Genomic DNA, 16,714 nt, shown 5'->3' with positions numbered 1-16,714 from the left:
CGGGGACGACCGTGCCGCCACGTGCTGTCGCGCACGCGGCCGGGCCACGGACGCGGGAGCGTCACCGTCGTCGGTTCGGCGCGTTCCACGAGGGGCGGCACCCGTCGCGTTCCTCGATCCTGGCCAACGCTGCGCTGCTGCTCGTCGCCGCGGTCCTGGTCGGCGTCGTGGCCTACCGCACGCGGCTCGAGGTGACCAACATCGACGGCATCTCGTACATGTCGATCGCCGAGCAGTACGCCGGCGGGCACTGGGCCGAGGCGGTCAACGGCTACTGGTCCCCGATGGTCTCCTGGCTGATGGCGCCGTTCATGGTGATGGGGTTCGGACCGAGCACGGCGTTCGCGATCGTGAACCTGGCGGCGAGCACCGCCGTGATGGGCGTCGGCGCGTGGCTGCTGCTGCGGACGACCGGCAACGGCTGGACCGCCGCGTGGTCGATCGTGGCGACCGCCCCGCTGATGCTGGCGAACGTCGCCCTGCAGACGCCGGACACCCTCGTGCTGCTGTGGGGCCTGCTCTTCGTGTGGTCGTTGCTCGCGGCGGACCGCGCCTGGCACGGCTCGGTCCGGCGCATCGTCGTGGCCGCGGCGGTCGTCGGACTGGTGTGCGCCATCGGGTACTGCACGAAGGCGTTCCTGGTCCCCGTGTTCCTCGTGGTGGTGCCGTCGTGGGCGCTCGTCCGGTGGTTCCAGGACCGGCGGGACGCACGAGAACCGCGGTCGCTGCTGCTGCCGGTGGTCGCGCTCCTGACGGCGGTGCTGTTCTCCGCGCCCTGGGTGGGGGCGCTGTCGGCCAAGTTCGGTGGCATCGAGCTCGGATCGTCACTGACGGTCAACGTCTCGAAGAAGTTCTCCGACTCGTCCGGCAAGGACTACCAGGAGGTCCGGATCCCCGCGCCGCCGAACGGGCTGGCGGTGTCGCCGAACGAGGACCGCACCCCGTCGCTGTACGAGGCCGGCGTGTACACCGCCGAGCGCGAGCTGCCGGTCCGGCTGCCTGCCGGCACACCGGTCGCGGCCGAGCCCGACGAGAGCAGCACGACGACGCTCGTCGGCAAGGTCCGGTACTACGTCGAGCAGCGCCTCGAAGCGCTGCCCTTCTACTTCACCCGCATCGGCTCGTTCGCGCCCTTCGCCCTGGCCATCGGGGTGGTGTTCGTCGGTGCGGCCGTCGCCGGGGTGGTGCACTACCGGCGGTTCGTCTTCACGAGCATCGTCGGGCTGTTCTCCGGCGTGTACCTGCTCGGGTACGCGGGCATCGCGACGGTGGAGTCGTTGGGTGGCAACGCGCGGTACTACCTGCCGCTCTTCACGGGTTCGGTGCTCGTCGCCGGAGCCCTGCTGCCCACCTTCTGGCGTACGGTGCGGCGCGGTCGACGCATCCGCAAGGTCGTCGCCGTCCTCGGCTGTGTGCTGGTCGTGGTCGCTTCGTACAGTCAGAACGTGAACGGTGTCCGCGCCCCGTTCTCGACGTACGAGGTCCGCCCGTCGGGCATCCCGGCCGGACAGGTCCTCGGTGAGGTCATCCACCCCGACGAGCCGCTGGTCGACGCGCTCCTGGCGTCCGACGTCATCCCCGCCGGCAGCAGGATCCTCGGCACGAACACCCGCAACACGGTGCTCGTGGCGTTCCGGCTCGGTGCCCAGATGTACGGCGAGGACGGGCAGGCGTACGACTACCAGGACCCGGCCTTCGTCGGCCTGCTCCGCGAAGCGGACGTGCAGTACTTCCTGAACTACACGAACCCGCGCGACCCGCAGGTCCGCGACTACTCCGCCATCGGACCGGTGGTCGGCACGTTCCCGGTCTACCAGGTCTGCTCGGACGCCAAGGGCGCCCCGCAGCAGTCCTGCTCGGTGGACGTCATCCAGGTCGCCGAGCGCTGACCGATACGGGCCACGGCCGCCACACCCCGCCCACGCCGACCGTGATCCCGGCAGCGACGAGGACGGCGACCAGGAGCACCACGGCGAACGGCACCGGACCGGTGGCCCCGTACCGCGCGACGCTCGTCGCCGACAGGGGGCCGTCGGCGGCGTTCCAGAACCAGGCGCTGACGACGGAGAGCCCCCAGAGCCCCACCGCCGGCAGCGCGACGGCGAGCGACCGGGTCAGCACGATCCGGCCGGCGCCCGGCCCCGTGAGCCGCCGCCACGCGAGGGCGCTGAGCGCGACGAGGCACACGAGTGCGGGGAACAGGTAGCGGCCCTGGGTGCCGGCCACCTCGGTCGTGTCCAGGTACGCCCGGGCGCTGCTCGCGGTCTGCAGGAGCAGCAGGAGTCCGGGGAACACCGCGAGGCACACCGCCGGCACCAGGGTGGGTCCGCGCCGGAACGCCCAGCCGACGAGCACGACGAGCGCGACGGCGGTCAGGACGGCGGTCAGGGTGTCACCGATGCTCACCTGCGCCCGCTGCCCGGGGGACCCCCAGAACGTCCGCGCGAGCGTTCCCCAGCTGACGTCGAGGAAGTGCCCGGGTGACGGGTGCTCACCCGCCGGGAACGGACGGTCCGGCCGGATCGCGGCGTAGCCGTCGGGTTGCAGGGTGTGGAACACGAGGAGGTTGCGCACCCACCACCACGAACCGATCGCCCCCGCCACGACGAGTGCGGCGGCCGTCCGGAGGGATCGTGCACCACCGGTCAGCGTGCCTGCTCCGGCGACGAGCACCACGAGCGCCACGAAGGGGATCGCCGGCAGCCCCGTGCCCTTCGTCGCGACGAGGAGTCCGAGCGCCACGGCGAGGGCGAGCAGGGTCCGGCGGCGGAGGTCGCCCGTCAGCAGCCGGGTCGCGAGCCACACCACCGTGCCTCCGAGCAGGAGCACCGGGGCGTCGTTCGTCACCGACGCGCCGACGGACGCCAGCTGCGGCACGGCGAACAGGGCGAGGGCGCCGAACAGTGCCGCGCGCGGCGAGCGCGTCAGGCGGCGGACCGCTGCCCACGTCAGCAGCGCGAGTGGGGTCACGAGCGCGGCGTCGACGAGCCGGAGGGCGACGAGCGCGTGGTCCCAGCGCAGCGAGCCGTGGTGCAGGACCCGGAGCACGGCGGCGTCCGCCAGGTACGCCGTCGGGGGGTGCTGGGTCATCTGGTTCACCGTCCCGGAGTCCCCGGGGTGTTCCTGCAGCAGCGCGCTGACGGTCGACCAGGACGACGCATCCCCGGAGGCCTGCTCCTGCTGCGCGGCCCCGACGGCGTTCGACACGTGCAGGGTGCCCGGGTCGGGCCACCCGGAGCCGGTCGCGACGTGCAGGGCGGCGTCGAAGTGGGCCGGCTCGTCCGGTGCCTGGAACGCCGGGACGACGAGCGCCCAGAGGACGAGCCAGAGGCCGAACGCGGCGGTCAGCACCGCGGTCCGCAGGGCCTCCGCCCGGGTGACGAGGGGGTGCGGTGCGTGCTGCATCGCTCCGAGACTACTGGCCGGACGCCTCCGACCGGGTCGTCGCGGCGACGGTCGCGTCCTCGACGGTGTCGGCTCCGGCGCGCTCGTCCGGTCCGGTCCGTCCGACGCGTTCCGGGTGGTAGACCCACACCTTGTAGAGCCAGAAGCGGAACACGGTGCCGAGCAGCAGCCCGATGACGTTGCCGGAGACGTTGTCGGCCAGCGCCGACGTGAAGCCGAGGACGTAGTGGGAGACGGCGAGGCAGCCGAGCGAGATGACCATGCCGCCGAGGGACACGACGACGAACTCGACCCCCTCGCGGGTGGCCACCGCCCGTCGCTGCTCGCGGAACGTCCAGTACCGGTTGCCCATCCAGTTGACGAAGATGGCGACCGTCGTGGAGACCACCTTCGCCCAGAACGGTCCCGAGTGCACGTCCTCCGGGTTCAGCAGGGTCGACCGCAGCACGTTGAACACCGTGGTGTCCACGACGAAGCCGACGGCACCGACGACGCCGAAGCGTGCCAGCTGGGCGATGAGGCGCCGCACGAGCCCTCCAGGATCCGTAGAGTTGTGACCGGTCGTGCAGAGCGCGACCCGAACAGCGATTGTAGACAACGCGTTCACACCATGCGGTGGGAACGCCGGAAGGATCACACAGCATGGCGTTGCGCGTCGGGGTCATCGGTGGGGGACAGCTGGCACGGATGATGGTGCCGGCCGCGGTCGAACTGGGGATCGACATCCGGGTGCTCGCCGAGGGGCCAGGCATGTCCGCAGGCATCGCCGCCACCGCCGAGGGCGACTACCACGACGCCGCCACGGTGCTCGAGTTCGCCCGGCAGGTCGACGTCGTGACCTTCGACCACGAGCACGTGCCGCAGGACGTCCTGCGCAGCCTGGTCGACGCGGGCGTGGCGGTCCACCCCGGTCCGGACGCGCTGGCCGTCGCCCAGGACAAGATCACCATGCGCCGCCGGCTGAGCGAACTCGGCTTGCCGGTGCCCGACTGGGCCGCCGTGCACGGTCCCGACGAACTCCGTGCCTTCCTCGCCGAGCACGGTGGCCGAGCCGTCGTCAAGACGCCGCGGGGCGGCTACGACGGCAAGGGCGTCCGGGTGGTCTCGGACGCTTCCGACGTCGACGACTGGTTCATCGCCGTGGCCGAGGCCGGCGGCGACCAGGCCCTCCTGGTCGAGGAGCTCGTCCCCTTCACCCGCGAGCTCGCGCAGTCCGTGGCACGCCGACCCTCCGGGCAGGTCGTCGCCTGGCCGCTCGTCGAGACCGTGCAGCGCGACGGGGTCTGCGCCGAGGTCATCGCACCCGCTCCGGACAGCGCCGGCCGGATCGCCGACCTGACCGAGTCGATCGCCGTCCGCATCGCCGAAGAACTCGGGGTGACCGGCGTGCTGGCCGTCGAGCTGTTCCAGACCGACGACGAACGCATCCTGATCAACGAACTCGCGATGCGTCCGCACAACACCGGGCACTGGACCATCGACGGTGCCACCACGAGCCAGTTCGAGCAGCACCTGCGAGCGGTCCTCGACCTGCCGCTCGGAGCCACCGGCTCGTTCGCCCCGGCGTCCGTCATGGTGAACGTGCTCGGTGGACCCGCGGACGGCGACCTCGCCACCCGGTACCCCGCAGCGCTCGAGGCCTTCCCCGAGGCGAAGTACCACTTCTACGGCAAGGCGCCCCGGCCCGGCCGGAAGATCGGGCACGTCACGGTGCTCGGTGACGACGTCGACGACGTCGTGTACCGCGCCCGCGCGGCCGCAGCGCACTTCGACGACTGAGGTCGCGTCACCGACGTGACCGGATGACGTCACTGGAAACCCGTGGCGACGCCGCCACGGGCCTCCCGTAGTGTCCCGGGTGCGGGACGCACTTGTCGGCCGCTCTGCGGACACCCCCTCGGGTGGCACCCGGTCGGGAGGCTGGCGGGGGTCGGGACCGCGTGTTCCCCTGGAACGGTCCGTGCCCACCGTCCAAGGAGTCCCCATGCGCCGCCGTCCGCGCCGTGCCGCCGTCTGCGGCGCCGCCGTCGCCCTCGTCGCAGCCGTCGCCGGCCTGCTGCCGACCGCGTCCGCGTCCGCAGCGACCTCGGCCTCGACCATCCGCTCGGCCACGTCCGCGTCGCTCTACGGCGCCGGGCCGTACCGGTCGCCGACGAGCGAGGCCGCGAAGGCGCAGGCCGCCCTCGCCGCCACCGACCCGGCCGGAGCCGCTGCGGCGGGGACCATCGCCGGCCACCCCGTCGCCACCTGGCTCGGCGACTGGAGCCAGGGGACGCAGCTGACCAAGACGATCAGCACCGCCCTCACGGGGGCCGAGCAGTCCGGTACCACCCCCGTGTTCGTGCTCTACGCGATCCCGGACCGCGACTGCGGCGGGTACTCCGCCGGGGGCTTCGACGAGCGGTCCTACGACGCCTGGGTCGACCAGGTCACCGCGGCTCTCGCCGGGCACCGTGCAGCCGTCATCGTCGAACCGGACTCGCTCGCGATGCTCAGCAACGCCAAGTGCAGCACCGCGCTCGACGAGCAGCGCTACCGCATCCTGTCCCGCACCGTCGCCGGGCTGACCGCCGCCGGGGTCCCCGCCTACCTGGACGCCGGCAACTCGAACTGGGTGCAGCCGGCGCTGATGGCGTCGCGGCTGAACAGTGCGGGCGTGCAGCAGGCCCGCGGGTTCTTCACGAACGTCGCGAACTACTACCCGACCGCGCAGGAGCAGGCGTACGCGCAGAAGGTGTCCGCCGCGACCGGGGGCTCGCACTACGTGATCGACACCTCGCGCAACGGGCAGGGCTGGCGCGGCACCTGGTGCAACGGGCCGGGTGCCGGTCTGGGCACCTCGCCCCGGGTGGTGTCCGACGGCACGGCGCTCGACGCCCTGCTGTGGGTGAAGACCCCCGGCGCGAGCGACGGCACCTGCAACGGTGCCCCGGCTGCAGGCAAGTGGTTCTCTTCCTACGCGCAGGCGCTGGTCGCGAACGCCCGGCTCGGGGTGCCCACCGCGGACCTGGCACCGCGCGGTGCGCTCGAGGCCGTCGTCGGTGCCGGCGGCGGAGTCCGCGTGCGCGGCTGGGCCTTCGACGAGGACGACCCGACGCAGCCGGTCCGGGTCCGGGCGACGGTGGACGGTGTCGCCGCCGGCGTGCTGAGCGCGGACCGCACCCGCCCGGACGTCGACGCGGCGTACGGCGTCGGGGAGCCCCACGGGTTCGACACCGCGGTGCCGGCCGCCGAGGGCCTCCGCCGGGTCTGCGTCACCGCGGTGAACATCGGCGCGGGGTCCGACTCCGAGCTCGGGTGCGTGCAGGTGCGTGCCCTCCGGCACGACCCGTACGTCGGCCTCGATTCGGTGACCGTCGCGGTCGGTGGCGTCGCCGTGACGGGCTGGGCGTTCGACGGGGACGCTCCGGACACGGCCAGCACGGTCGCGTTCACAGTCGACGGACGGGTCGTCGCGTCCCGGTCCGCCGGTCGGGCCCGGGCCGACGTCGACCGGACCTGGGGCGCCGGTCCCGCGCACGGGTTCGCCGAGATCGTGGCCTCGGGGGCGGGGAAGCACACCGTGTGCGCGATCGCCCGGAACATCGACGGCGGCGCGGACCGGACGGCGAGCCCGTGCCGGAGCGTCACGGTGCCCGTCGCGGCCCCGGTCGGTCGGAGCGAATCAGCGTCGTCGGGATCGGCTGGCCGCGTCAGCGTCCGGGGGTGGGCGTTCGACCGGGACGCCGTGCAGCGTCCGGTCACGGTCCGGGTGAGCGTCGGCGGCCGGGTCGTCGGCAGTCTCGTCGCCGACCGGCAGCGCAGCGACGTCGACCGTGTCCACGGCGGCGGCGAGCACCACGGGTTCACCGGGTCGGTGCCGGTCGCGTCCGGGAAGCGATCGGTGTGCCTCACCGCGGTCGGGATCGGGAAGGGCGGCGACACGTCGCTGGGCTGCGCGACGGTGCAGGTGCGCTGACCGCGACCGCGACCGCGACCGCGACCGCGAGGGCGAGCGGAGCGGTCGCCTGGGCGGGTGCGGCTGCGACCGTCCGGCGGGTGCGGGAGAATGGCGCCATGCCGCGTGATCTCGTCCGCCGGGCCGTCCGTCGGCTCCGCCGCGCCGTCGTCGGTGCGCCGCGTCCAGACGCCGAGCACGAGCGTCAGCCCGAGCAGCAGCAGGCGACGGCCACTCCGGCCGTGCCGCTGCCGGTCCTCGGGTACGTCGTCGCGGGCGCGGGCGGTGCACACCCCGCGTCCGCCCACGTCCGCGTCGTGCGCCGGGTGGAGCACCTGTCGGACGCCGGTGCCGCCGAGGTCCGACAGGTCGATCCCGTGGCCTTCGTCGCTGGCGCCGACACCACCGCGTACACCGCGGTCCTCGTGCAGCGCGACGTCCTGCCGCGCACCGTCGTGCAGCCCTTCCTCGAGACCGCGGCGCGGCGGGGGATCCGGGTGGTGGCCGAGGTCGACGACGACTTCTTCACGGTGTCCGGCCGTGCACGACTGGCCCGTGCCGAGTACGACCCGGACCGCCTGGCCTCCATCGACGCCCTGGTGCGCGGCGCCGACACCGTGATCGTGAGCACGCCGGAGCTCGCCGAGGTGGTGCGTCCGGTCGCCCGGCACGTCGTGGTCGTGCCGAACGCCCTCGACCCGGGGTTGTGGACCTCCGGCGCGACCGAGGACGACGACGAGCGGCCGGCCGGCGAGCACCGCGTGCTGTACATGGGAACGCTCACCCACGCCGCCGACCTCGAACTGCTCCGGGACGTCTTCGCCGACCTGACCACCGCCGACGGCACCCCGATCCGGCTCGAGGTCATCGGCGTCACCGAGGACGGCGACGCCGACTGGTTCCGCCGGATCGAGGTGCCCGACGGGCACTACCCGGCGTTCTCCCGCTGGCTCGTCGCCCACCGTGCGCGCTGGCGTGCGGGGGTCGCGCCGCTCCGGGACGAGGAGTTCAACCGCGCGAAGAGCGACCTGAAGTTCCTGGAATACACGGCACTCGGGCTGCCGGCCGTGGTCTCCGACCGGCCGTCGTACGCCGTGGCCGAGCGGTACGGAGCGGTCGGGGTCCCCGACGACGTCGACGCCTGGCGGGCAGCCGTCCGCGCCGCGGTCGAGCGTGGGGCGCCTGACGAACGGGCCGAGCGGTGGGTCCGCGACGAGCGGACGATCGGCCGTGACGGTGACACCTGGCGGCGGGTGCTGCTCGGCTAGGCTCGGCGTGTGACCGACTCCGCAGCCCCAGCACAGCCGCTCGTCTCGATCATCATGGGGTCGGACTCCGACTGGCCGACCATGCGGGCCGCGGCCGACATCCTCGCCGAGCTCGGCATCCCGTTCGAGGCGGACGTGGTGTCCGCGCACCGCACGCCCGACAAGATGACCCGCTTCGCCAGGGGTGCCGCCCAGCGGGGCATCCGGGTCGTGATCGCCGGTGCCGGTGGGGCTGCCCACCTGCCCGGCATGGTGGCCTCGATGACGACGCTGCCCGTGATCGGCGTGCCCGTCCAGCTGGCACGGCTCGACGGACTCGACTCGCTCCTGTCGATCGTCCAGATGCCGGCCGGCATCCCGGTCGCGACGATGGCGATCAACGGCGCGGCGAACGCCGGACTGCTCGCCGCGCGGATCATCGGGTCCTCCGAGCCCGGTGTCGCGGCGCGGCTCACGGAGTACGCCGAAGGACTCGAGCGCCTGGTCGAGGAGAAGGCCGCGCGCCTCCGCGACTCACTCTGACGTCCGCTGCGCTCCCCGTACCGATCGGCACCCCTCGTACTGGGGACGCCCTGGCGAAGTCAACCCCCCGCGCAGGATGGACAACGCAACTACCGTGGACCCCGGACGGCCGAGGGCCGGCCGTCCGGCACCCACGGGAACGGGTGCGAATCGTCATGTCAGGGAGTGACAGCTCATGCAGAATCGCGCGATCACGAGAGCCGCACTCTCCGTCGTGCTCCTGGGAGTCGTGCTGGTCGCCGGGCCGTTCGGTCAGGTGAGCGCCGCCTCAGCAGCGAACACATCCGCGCCGGTCGGGAACATCGGCAAGTTCAAGCAGACGTTCCGCGAGGACTTCCGGACGACCGCGGCGGCCAAGGGGAAGTTCGCCGCGTCCTACGCGAAGTCGTGGCAGCCCTACCCCGACGGGACGGGCGGGATGTACTACTCGGGGACGCAGATCAGTGCGATCAACGGGAACATGGACGTCCGTCTCGACGGCAAGCGCGGGTCAGCCGGCACGTTCGGCTCGCCCACGGGCGCGTGGGGACACAAGGGCGGGAAGTTCACGGTGCGCGCCATGGCCGCCGGCGGCAACGGGAACGGTGCCGCCTTCATGCTGTGGCCGACGTCGGACAAGTGGTCGGACGGGGAGATCGACTACCCGGAGGCCAACTTCGAGTCCGCTCCGATGCTGCACCACCACTCGATGACGCCCGGACGTGAAGCGACGGCGACCAGCCTGAGCACCGGGACGACGTGGCGCTCGTGGCACACCTACTCGATCGAGTGGATCCCCGGGAAGTCCGTGTCGTACTCGCTCGACGGGAAGGTCATCAAGACGGTCACCAGGGACGTCCCGACCACCGCGCATCGCTACATGTTCCAGGTGGGCAACTGGGGCGGGGTCGGCCACCTGTACATCGACTGGGTCACGACCTACTCGTACACGGGTTGACCGCCGGACGGGCAGCTGCACGCCGTCAGAGGTCGGCGTGCAGCTGCCAGGTCTCGGCGGCGGAATCGCTCCAGTCGTACATGCGTGCACGATCGGGGCCGGCGACAGCCAGCTGCCCGGCGAGCAGGGGGTCGTTGACCACCTGGTAGACGGCCTGCGCGAGCCGCTCCGGGTAGGACTCCTTCGGACCGATGGCGACGGTGACACCGGCGTCGGAGGCGACCTCGGACACGGCGGGGTCGTCCGAGTGCACGACCGGGGTGCCGAAGCTCATCGCCTCGATGACGGGCAGCCCGAACCCCTCGGCCAGGCTCGGGAACACGAACACGGTGGCCCGGTCGTAGACCACGGCGAGGTCGGCGTCGTCGATCCGCCCAAGCACCTTCACCCGGTCACGCGAGAGACCGGCTCGTTCCGCCGTGCCGTACACGTCGACGTCGCCCCAACCGTCCGGGCCGGAGATGACGAGCGGGATGTCCGTCGGCGCGTCGGGGTGCGCCATCGCCTCGATCAGGGATCCCAGCGCCTTCCGTGGCTCGAGCGTGCCGACGGCCAGCACGTACCGCTCCGGCAGCCCGAGCCGCTCGGCGCGGAGATCGGCGTCGACGGGCAGCCGGAGCCGCCCGCTCGGCGCTCCGCCGATGACCCGGAGCCGGTCGTCGAACCGGTGGATCTCGTTGAGCGCACTCGCCACCGCGTGGGTCGGCACCACCACGGCGTCGGCGTGCTTCCACGCACGCTTGACCATCGCCTTGTGGAAGTGGACGCCGCGCGGCGTCAGGGTCTCGGGGTTGGTCCACGGGACCGTGTCGTGCACGGTGACGACGGTCTGCCGGCCCGGGTCCTGGAAACGGTCGTGCCGGACCAACGGGGCGAGCACGCTCGGGGCGTGCACCATGCCCTTCGCCAGGCTGCCGACGATCCCGCCCTGCCAGGCGAGGGAGAGCTCGCGGCGCGGGAGCGGCAGCCGGTCGAGGTCGGCGAGCCCGGGCAGCAGGGTCCGGATGTGGGTGAGTTCGTCGCGGCCCACCGCCGAGACGACGCCGGACACCTCGCAGCCGGCGGGGGCGTGCTCGATGAGGTGGCGGGTGAGCTCTTCGGCGTACCGACCGATGCCTCCGGGGACCGGGGCGACGACCTGGTCCACGATGACGTGGAGCGTTGTCATGTGGTGCGCCTCCTCGTGGTGCTGCCGTGCGCGCGGCGCGGCCGAACGCCGACCCTATCAGTCGGCACGGGGCACTCCCGGAGCGCCACCGCCCAGCGCGGCGGCGGCCGTCTTCCGGCGGTGGCGCGCCGCGAGCAGTGCGCCGACCCCGGCCAGCACGACGTCCCCGATGGTCATGAAGACCCGGCTGATGACGGCGAGGGCGAGCGGCGCCGATCCACCGGCCACGCTGCCGAGGAGCAGGACCAGGATGCCCTCGCGCGGCCCGATCCCCGCCGGGGCGATGACGACCACGAACCCCACGAGCCAGGCGACGGCGTACGCGCCGACGGCCACCGGGAAGAGCGTGGGCGAGTCGGCTCCGAAGACCCGCAGCACGAGGGTCGCCTGGACTCCGTACGCCAGCCACATGACGAGCGACCAGACGAGCGACATGACGGTGCCCGTCCACGTGAGGGTGGTGTCCTGGGCGGGGCGACGCAGGATCCGGAACGCGACGGCGATGAGGCGGCCGAGCACCGGCGGGGTCAGGCAGACGAGCCCCACCACAATCAGCGGGATGAGCCACCAGAACGTCGCGAACCCGGTGGAGGAGGCCAGCAGGACCGCGACGATCCCGACGACGGCCGCGGTGACCATGCTCACGAGCATCGACGCCAGTGCCGCGACGGCGCTGCCGGTGCGCTGCAGGCCGTGTGCGCGCCCGAGTTCGGCCTGGGCGGCGATGGACCAGACGCCGCCGGGGATGTACTTGCCGAGCTGCCCGACGAAGAAGATCGAGGACGCCGCGGCGAGGCGCACCCGGAACCCGCTCGCCGACATCATGGCCCGCCAGGAGAGCATGTTCGTCACGAGGGCGACGATCGTCGCGGCGACGCCGAGGACGATCGTGCCGGCGTCGAGCCGCACGAAGTCGCGACTGATGGCGTCCCACTGCCGCGCGATGCTCCAGACCAGGAACGCGAGGGCCACGACGGCCGCCACCCACTTGACGACGGTGAGCACACGGGCCCGCCGTCCGGTCGTGGGGACGGCGCCGATCGCGGCGTCGGCGGAGGTGTCGAGCGGGTCCGAGGACCCCGCGGCCGACCCCGTAGGCTGTTGTGCGTCCATCGACCGACAACTCTAAGGGAGCGCGCTGGATGCGACCCGATCCGGAACTCCGCCCGACCCTGCTCGTCGCTGCGTCGACCTTCCCCGCCGAGGCCGGCGACGGCACGCCCGGCTTCGTGCTCGACCTCGCGACGGCACTGTCGGACGAGTACCGCGTGGTGGTGGTCGCCCCGATGACGAAGGGTGCCCGCTCGCACCAGCGGATCGGGGACGTCGAGGTCCGTCGGTTCGGTTACTTCCCGTCGCGCTGGCGTGACCTGGCGGACGGCGCGATCGTCGACAACCTGCGGGCGAAGAAGTCCCGTTGGCTGCAGGTCCCGTTCTTCTTCGTGTCCATGGCCGCCGCGCTGGGCCGAGAGCGCCGCCGCTCGCAGCCCGACGTCGCGCTGCTGCACTGGATCATCCCGCAGGGAGCCGTCGGCCGCGTCGTGCTCGGCGACCTGCCCCGCGTCGTGACCACGCTGGGCGGCGACCTGTACGCGCTGCGCCACCCGGTCCTCCAGGCCGTCAAGCGGTCCGTCATCCGCAGCGCCGCATCGGTGACCTGCATGAGCACCGACATGGCGCGCGAACTCCGGAAGCTCGGCGCCCGTGACGACCAGGTGCACGTCGTCCCGATGGGTGTCGACCTCGACCCGATCACGCGCGCCGTCGAGCGCGAGACCCGGGTGCCCGGCCGGGTGCTCTTCGTCGGCCGTCTGGTCGAGAAGAAGGGCGCGACCGTCCTCCTCGACGCCCTCGACCGCATGGCCGAGCAGCCCACCGAGGTGGCCGTGGTCGGGGACGGTCCGCTGCGGGCCCAGCTGCAGGCCCGTGCCGGTTCGGCCGTGACGTTCCTCGGCGCGCAGGGGAAGGAAGCGCTCGCGTCCGAGTACGCGAAGGCGGCGATCGCGCTCTACCCGTCGGTGCCGGCCGCCAACGGCGACCGCGACGGCCTGCCGGTGGCGCTCCTCGAAGCCATGTCGGCCGGCTGCGCCATCGTCGCCTCGGCGGTCCCCGGCATCGTCGACGTCGTCGAAGACGGCGTGAACGGACTGCTCGTCGAACCCGGCGACGCCCGCGCGCTCGCGGCGGCGATCGACCGCCTGCTCGCCGATCCCGCGCTGGCCGAGCGGCTCGGCCGCGCTGCGGCCGACACCGCCGCGGCACACACCGTCGGCGCCGTCGGCGACCGGTACCGCACCCTGCTCACCGCCGCACGCGCCCGGTAGCCGGGAGCGTCCCCTCGACGAGGTGACGCGACCACAGGGCGGCCTGGAGGCGCGTGGCGGCGCCGTCACGCGCCTCCAGGCCCGCAGAGTCGCTGCGTCCCGGTCCCGCGACCTGACGCCCGTCAGGCTGCGCGGCGGTCGTCGTCCGGGAGCCGTGCGTCGTCGGCGCGGGCGGGCGGGCCGCCGACGCGTCCGCGTCGCGCGGTGATCGTCCGAGCGACCCGTTTGGCCAGCCGGTGCGCCGGCAGCTCGACGAGCCGGGCGAAGAGCCCGGCGACCACGACGGCGACCGGGATCGCCACGAGCATCGTGAGCCACGGCACCGAGGTGGGCAGCAGGTAGGCGACCGACACCGTGATCGGCTCGTGCACCAGGTACAGGCTGAAGGAGAGCCGTCCGAGCGCTCGGGGGACCGGTCCGAGCATCACGCGTTCCGCCGGCAGCCACTTCCCGCACAGCAGGACGATGAGCCCGGCCGAGGCGACGACCACCATCGGGACGTGGATGCCGACCAGGGAGCGGGGGAGCCACCACTCGAACGTGATGCCGAGCACCGCCAGTCCGGCGAGGACCCAGCCCGGGCCACGCCGGATCTCGGGGATCCGCTCCCACCCAGCGGCCAGGGCGGACCCGAGCAGGAACATCGGCAGGTACATCAGCCAGTCCTCGCGGTACTGCCGGCCGAGTGCCGAGAGCAGGAGCGCGGCGATCGCGGTGAGCCACCACACCCGGTGCGTGGCCTTCGCGATGAGCACGAAGAGCGGCAGCAGGAGGGAGAACGCGACCTCCCACGTCAACGACCACAGCGGGCTGTTGAGTCGGGTCGGCGCGACCAGGGTGAGGTCGCCCAGCAGGCCGCCGGCGGTGAGCGGTTCGACGTGCCGGAGCAGCCAGCCCGAGGCCCCGGCTTCGGGGGTCCGAGGGACGAGCAGGAACAGGGCCAGCGCCAGGCCGACCGAGGCGATCACGGGGATGTAGAGCCGGAGCAGGCGGCTCGGGTAGTAGGCGATCCAGTCCTGTGCGCGGCGGAGTGCGGGGAGCGTCAGCACGAAACCACTCAGGACGAAGAAGACGAAGACCGCTTCGCCGCCGGCCCAGAACACGTGCAGGGGCGTGTCGACGAGCCAGGCGCGGTTCGCCGGGATCGGCTGGCCGTTGTTGCCGTCGGAGAGCGTCGGCACCACGAGGAGTCCGTGGTGGATCAGGACGACGGCGGCGGCGACGCCACGGAGTCCGTCCAACGACCCGATGCGGCCCGCGGGGCGATCACGCATGCGGCGATCCTACTGCTCGGCGGGTTCGGCCCCGATGGGTGCGCGACGGGCGCGGATGGCTTCGACGGTCGTCGCGACCCCCTGGGGGAACGGGACGAAGGTGCGGTCGCCGACCTGCGGCAGCACCTCGGACCGCATGCGGAGGTCGAGTCCCTGGAACGTGGCCGAGGGGTCGGCGCCCTCGCGGATGTCCAGGCGGCTGCCGATCGCCTGCTCGACCGCGTCGATGACGTCGGCGATCGTCGCCGGCTGACCGGAGGCCAGGATCTTCGTGACCGCGGCCGCAGGGGGACCCTGCTCGACGAGGTCGATGGTCCGGAGCACCATGTCGACGGCGTCGTCGATGTACAGGTAGTCGCGGGTGGTCGACATCGGCACGTAGATCGACGACGGCCGGCCTTCGAGGTGGGCGAGGGTGAGCTGCGAGACGAGCCCCTGCGGCTTGCCGAGGTTCGCGCCCGGGCCGTAGAGGTTCGAGATCCGCCCCACCACCAGGCGCGTGCCGGTCTCGGCGGCCCACGTCCGGAACTGGGCCTCGGCGGCGAGCTTCGCGTGGCCGTAGGGAGCCAGCGGGAGCGGTTCGGTGCCCTCGTCGAAGGGCGGCTCGACGCTGCCGGCGTAGACCGCTCCGGCCGACGACGCGAAGAAGAGCGTGCCGTCTCCGGACGGGTCGTCCCGGGTCGCGTCGAGGACCCGGGCGATCAGGCGCTGCTCCTCGTCGAAGACGTCGGCTCCGGTGGCGACGACCCCCGTGCCCGCGCACCACAGCACACGCCAGCGGCCGGGCTGCGACCGCACCGAGCGGAAGGCGTCGACGAGTGCCTCGACGGCGGCGTCCTGGTCGTCCCACGGCACGCGGGCGGCGGTGGTCGCTGCGCCCGAACCGACGAGTGACCGGTGCACGGCACCGCCGAGGAACCCGCCGGCGCCGACCACCAGGGTGGACGGCTGGGTCATGCGCGGAAGATCCCGGCCTCGGTCGCCGCGTGCAACGCCTCGCGCCAGTCGCGCATCGGGGCGAGGCCCGCGCGCGACCAGGCGTCGTGGCCGAGCACGCTGTACGCCGGGCGGGGTGCCGGACGGACGAAGGCACCGCTGTCGGTCGGCAGGACGCGCTCCGGGTCGAGACCGTTCTCGGAGAAGATCGCCCGGGTGAAGTCGTACCACGAGCCCTGACCGCTGTTCGTGCCGTGGTAGATGCCGGCGGGGGCGTCGGCGTCGAGGAGTTCGACGATGCGTGCGGCCAGGTCTCCGGTCCAGGTGGGCTGCCCGACCTGGTCGGTGACCACGCTCACGGTGTCGTGGGACGACGCGAGCCGGAGCATGGTCGCGGCGAAGTTGGGTCCGTGTGCGCCGTAGATCCACGCCGTCCGGACGACGTACGAGGAGTCCGGCGCGATCGCGCGGACGCGGGCTTCGCCGACGGCCTTGGACCGGCCGTAGGCGTTCAGGGGGTCCGTGGGGGCGTCCTCGGCGTAGGGAGCGGTGCCGTTGCCGTCGAAGACGTAGTCCGTCGAGATGGTCACGAGCTTGGCCCCGTGCCGCACCGCGGCCTCGGCGAGCAACGCCGGCCCGTCCGCGTTCACCGCGGTCGCGGTGTCCTCGTGGGTCTCCGCGTCGTCCACCTTCGTGTAGGCGGCCGAGTTGATCACGACGTCGTGCCCGGCGACCGCGGCGTCGACGGCCTCGGGGTCGGTGATGTCCAGCTCGGCACGGGAACGGGCGGTGACGTCGCGGCCGGCCAGGGCGTGCTGCAGGTCGTGGCCGAGCATGCCGGCGGCGCCGGTGATGAGGTACCGGGTCATGGTGTCGCTTCCGTGTCGGGGGTGGCGGTCGAGCAGGGGGCCGGCCCAGGAGCACGCCGGTGTGCTCCTGGGCC

The 16,714-nt window shown here is 72.9% G+C and carries 14 protein-coding genes; 7 read left to right on the top strand and 7 right to left on the bottom strand.

From position 1 onward, the window contains the following. The first annotated feature begins 11 nt into the window (after nt 1–11). Nucleotides 12–1,889 carry a hypothetical protein gene (locus BIU89_RS00810; RefSeq protein ID WP_071244239.1) on the top strand — a complete coding sequence of 626 codons (1,878 nt, stop codon included), beginning with the start codon at nt 12–14 and terminating at the stop codon, nt 1,887–1,889. Here BIU89_RS00810 and BIU89_RS00805 read toward each other — a convergent pair. Beyond that, on the bottom strand, nt 1,867–3,405 hold the full coding sequence (locus tag BIU89_RS00805; RefSeq protein WP_071244236.1) for a DUF2142 domain-containing protein: 1,539 nt from the start codon (nt 3,403–3,405) through the stop codon (nt 1,867–1,869). The two genes, BIU89_RS00810 and BIU89_RS00805, sit on opposite strands and share 23 nt — an antisense overlap. 10 nt (nt 3,406–3,415) lie before the next feature. After that, nucleotides 3,416–3,934, bottom strand: coding sequence for a GtrA family protein (locus BIU89_RS00800; RefSeq protein ID WP_071244232.1), 519 nt, complete (start codon nt 3,932–3,934; stop codon nt 3,416–3,418). A gap of 113 nt (nt 3,935–4,047) precedes the next feature. On the opposite strand from BIU89_RS00800, the gene BIU89_RS00795 reads away from it, so the two are divergent. The 5 genes from BIU89_RS00795 (at nt 4,048) to BIU89_RS00775 (ending at nt 10,069) form a co-directional block, all read left to right on the top strand. Then, complete coding sequence (locus tag BIU89_RS00795; protein WP_071244230.1) at nt 4,048–5,184, top strand: 5-(carboxyamino)imidazole ribonucleotide synthase; 1,137 nt, start codon at nt 4,048–4,050, stop codon at nt 5,182–5,184. A 205-nt stretch (nt 5,185–5,389) separates the two neighbouring features. After that, nucleotides 5,390–7,363, top strand: a complete 1,974-nt coding sequence (locus tag BIU89_RS18745; protein WP_071244227.1) for a glycoside hydrolase family 6 protein — start codon at nt 5,390–5,392, stop codon at nt 7,361–7,363. Between the two features lie 98 nt (nt 7,364–7,461). Continuing rightward, nucleotides 7,462–8,610: a glycosyltransferase gene (locus BIU89_RS00785; protein WP_071244224.1), complete on the top strand. Its 1,149-nt coding sequence runs from the start codon at nt 7,462–7,464 to the stop codon at nt 8,608–8,610. Nucleotides 8,611–8,664: 54 nt separating this feature from the next. Continuing rightward, complete coding sequence (gene purE / locus BIU89_RS00780) at nt 8,665–9,132, top strand: 5-(carboxyamino)imidazole ribonucleotide mutase (RefSeq protein WP_071244222.1); 468 nt, start codon at nt 8,665–8,667, stop codon at nt 9,130–9,132. A gap of 175 nt (nt 9,133–9,307) precedes the next feature. Next, entirely contained in the window at nt 9,308–10,069 is a 762-nt protein-coding gene (locus tag BIU89_RS00775) for a glycoside hydrolase family 16 protein (RefSeq protein WP_071244221.1), read from the top strand. Nucleotides 10,070–10,094: 25 nt separating this feature from the next. Here BIU89_RS00775 and BIU89_RS00770 read toward each other — a convergent pair whose 3' ends face one another. Continuing rightward, nucleotides 10,095–11,237: a glycosyltransferase family 4 protein gene (locus BIU89_RS00770; RefSeq protein ID WP_071244218.1), complete on the bottom strand. Its 1,143-nt coding sequence runs from the start codon at nt 11,235–11,237 to the stop codon at nt 10,095–10,097. A gap of 57 nt (nt 11,238–11,294) precedes the next feature. Beyond that, nucleotides 11,295–12,350 carry a lysylphosphatidylglycerol synthase transmembrane domain-containing protein gene (locus BIU89_RS00765; protein ID WP_071244215.1) on the bottom strand — a complete coding sequence of 352 codons (1,056 nt, stop codon included), beginning with the start codon at nt 12,348–12,350 and terminating at the stop codon, nt 11,295–11,297. A 29-nt stretch (nt 12,351–12,379) separates the two neighbouring features. Here BIU89_RS00765 and BIU89_RS00760 point away from each other — a divergent pair, with 29 nt between their 5' ends. Next, nucleotides 12,380–13,561 carry a glycosyltransferase gene (locus tag BIU89_RS00760; protein ID WP_071244212.1) on the top strand — a complete coding sequence of 394 codons (1,182 nt, stop codon included), beginning with the start codon at nt 12,380–12,382 and terminating at the stop codon, nt 13,559–13,561. Nucleotides 13,562–13,683: 122 nt separating this feature from the next. Here the strand turns inward: BIU89_RS00760 and BIU89_RS00755 are convergent, their stop codons facing one another. From BIU89_RS00755 to rfbD, 3 genes are read right to left on the bottom strand one after another with little or no spacing between them, the layout of a single operon-like run. After that, a complete protein-coding gene (locus BIU89_RS00755) occupies nt 13,684–14,835 on the bottom strand; it encodes an acyltransferase family protein (RefSeq protein WP_071244209.1) in 1,152 nt (383 codons plus the stop codon). A gap of 9 nt (nt 14,836–14,844) precedes the next feature. Next, complete coding sequence (locus BIU89_RS00750; protein WP_071244207.1) at nt 14,845–15,792, bottom strand: NAD-dependent epimerase/dehydratase family protein; 948 nt, start codon at nt 15,790–15,792, stop codon at nt 14,845–14,847. Beyond that, nucleotides 15,789–16,640 (bottom strand): dTDP-4-dehydrorhamnose reductase, encoded by an 852-nt coding sequence (rfbD, locus tag BIU89_RS00745; RefSeq protein ID WP_071244204.1) that lies wholly within the window; start codon nt 16,638–16,640, stop codon nt 15,789–15,791. The genes BIU89_RS00750 and rfbD overlap by 4 nt, the downstream gene beginning before the upstream one ends. Nucleotides 16,641–16,714 lie beyond the last annotated feature (74 nt).

This window comes from Curtobacterium sp. MCBA15_005 (assembly GCF_001864855.1).
In the GTDB taxonomy this organism is placed as follows: domain Bacteria; phylum Actinomycetota; class Actinomycetes; order Actinomycetales; family Microbacteriaceae; genus Curtobacterium; species Curtobacterium flaccumfaciens.
The sequence above is the reverse complement of the archived record's forward strand: the minus strand, read 5'-3'. Positions and strand labels throughout refer to the sequence as shown.